The organism is Atribacterota bacterium (assembly GCA_028703475.1).
Classification (GTDB): domain Bacteria; phylum Atribacterota; class Phoenicimicrobiia; order Phoenicimicrobiales; family Stramentimicrobiaceae; genus JAQVMU01.
In genome coordinates this window covers 3,982-6,452 of sequence record JAQVMU010000083.1, presented here as the reverse complement: position 1 = coordinate 6,452, position 2,471 = coordinate 3,982, and the positions used below count along the sequence as shown (strand labels likewise).

Genomic DNA, 2,471 nt, shown 5'->3' with positions numbered 1-2,471 from the left:
CATTGCCTGATTGCTGCAAATATGGGAGGATACAAATTATCATTACATTCCGGAAGTGATAAATTCTCGGTATATCCTACTTTTGCCCGTGAAACTGGTAATTTTTTTCATATCAAAACGGCAGGAACCAGCTGGTTAGAGGCAGCTAAAGTTATTGCCCTCTGTCAACCAGATCTATATCGGGAGATTCATAAATTTGCCTTATCTTGTTTTGATAAAGATAGATTCTCTTATCATCTGTCTACAGATTTAAATAAAATACCTGATATTGGAAAGTTGCAGGATACGGAATTAGAGGCTTTGTTCAAAAATAACAATGCCCGGCAGCTGATTCATATTACTTATGGTTCAATTTTGAAGGAAAAGAACAAGAGAGGGCAGTATAAATTCAGGGAAAAAATTTATAAAACATTATTTGATAATGAAAAAACTCATTACCAGAAAGTATCTCAACATATAAAACATCATTTAGACTTATTGAGTATTTAATATAATTCATAATTTTAATTTGTACATTGGGAGGAAAAACATGAAAGACATATTAAAAAAGTTTAGTTTAAAAGGTAAAAATGCCGTTATTACAGGAGGGGCTGGTATACTGGGATCGGTTATTGCCAGAGGTTTAGGATATGCGGGTGCCAATATTATTATTGCTGATATAGTTGATACAAAACCATTGGTAGAGGAATTACAAAAAGAGGGCATAGATAGTAAAGGATACTATTTAGATGCTATGGACATCGAAAAAATCAAAGAATGTAAAGAAGAGATAACAAAGGATTTTAATCGTATTGATATTTTATTAAATGCTGCTGGTGGAAATCAAAAAGGAGCAACAACCTCACCGGAACAATCATTTTTTGATTTACCTGCAAAAGCCTTAGAAAAAGTTGTAGGACTCAATCTGTTTGGTGGTGCAATACTTCCTTCTCAGGTATTCGGGAAGGAGATGCTGAAGAATGAAGAAGGGGGATCTATTATTAACATTTCATCTATGGCTGCATTCAGGCCATTAACCAAAGTTTTGGGATATTCTGCTGCCAAGGCTGCTGTAAGTAATTTTACCCAGTGGTTGGCAGTTCATTTTGCCCAGGAATATAATCCTAAGTTACGTGTAAATGCAATAGCCCCCGGCTTCTTTTTAACAACCCAAAATAAATATCTTCTCACTAATGAAGATGGTAGTCTAACTAAAAGAGGAGAATTAGTCATTGCACACACTCCTGCAGGCAAATTTGGGGATCCGGAAGATTTGATTGGAGCATGTGTCTGGTTGGCATCAGATAATGCTAATTTTGTTACTGGTATTGTTGTACCTATCGATGGCGGCTTCAGTGCCTTTTCGGGAGTCTAAAATACAGTATACCGTATTACGTATAAAGTATACCGTTTATTCAGTAGATAGTAGTTGGTAGCTAGTAAAATACTAAAGATTTTAATAATGTTTAGATATAATTAATTCAAATAAATGATAATTTAGCTAATATGATTTTATGTTCAACTGAAGACCTAACTATAAAAAAGTAATATTTTATCATATATATTGGGTATCGAGTCCAAAATACAGTGATGAGTAATCAGTAATGAGTAATAAGCGAAAAATCCGTGTAGATAGAAATTCCTGTGAGAATATAAAACATCTTTGTCACTATGATGGAGCGAAGCGACTGAAGCAGTCACATACTAATATGCCCGAATGTTTGAAATGAATGAGTGATTAGTAATGAGTGATGAGTAGCAAGCAAAAATATACATAAAGCGATTAATATATATAAAAATATTAAACAATGTAATATGGTAAAAAAGAAATTGTTGTATTTTACTTATATTGTTTTAAGCTTTATACCATATAGGGCATAGATTATTCAAGTTTTAAGCTGAATATTGCATACCCGTTACAAAATAGTATTTTAGACTAAAAACTGAAAACTATAAACGAAAAACTTACATAAAGGAGGAAATTAAATGGAAAAAGCACAGATAGGATTAGTTGGATTAGGCGTTATGGGCCAAAATCTGATTTTAAATATGGAAAGCAAAGGATATTCTGTGGCTGCTTATAATCGAACCTCTTCCAAAACAAAGGATTTTGCACAGAGCCAGGCAAAAGGCAAGAAAATTAAACCGGCATACACTTTAGAAGAATTCATGGAGGTACTTGAGAGACCGCGAAGAATAATACTTTTAGTTAAAGCCGGCCAGCCGGTAGATGATTTTATTGAAAAACTTATTCCATTAATGGATAAAGGTGACTTGATTATTGATGGCGGAAATTCCTTTTTTAAAGATACTATCCGCCGTAATAAATATTTACAAGAGAAAGGGTTTTTATATATTGGAACCGGAATATCAGGGGGAGAAGAAGGGGCATTAAAAGGTCCTGCAATTATGCCCGGTGGTCAGGAAGAAGCCTACAAACTGATGCAAGACTTGTTTGAAAAAATTTCTGCAAAGGCTCATGATGATAAACC

Annotated in this window: 3 protein-coding genes; all 3 read left to right on the top strand. The window is 33.9% G+C overall.

All coding sequences use genetic code 11. The features are described 5' to 3' along the window. A partial coding sequence (locus PHQ99_07535) for a tagaturonate epimerase family protein (protein MDD4289421.1) occupies nucleotides 1-489 on the top strand: 489 nt, incomplete at its 5' end. Nucleotides 490-529: 40 nt separating this feature from the next. Further along, complete coding sequence (locus PHQ99_07530) at nucleotides 530-1,354, top strand: SDR family oxidoreductase (GenBank protein ID MDD4289420.1); 825 nt, start codon at nucleotides 530-532, stop codon at nucleotides 1,352-1,354. A 611-nt stretch (nucleotides 1,355-1,965) separates the two neighbouring features. Continuing rightward, a partial coding sequence (locus tag PHQ99_07525; GenBank protein ID MDD4289419.1) for an NAD(P)-binding domain-containing protein occupies nucleotides 1,966-2,471 on the top strand: 506 nt, incomplete at its 3' end.

What these genes read in the sequence shown, in the direction of transcription:
- PHQ99_07530 (MDD4289420.1), top strand. Translation starts at nt 530, where the DNA reads ATGAAAGACATATTAAAAAAGTTTAGTTTAAAAGGTAAAAATGCCGTT.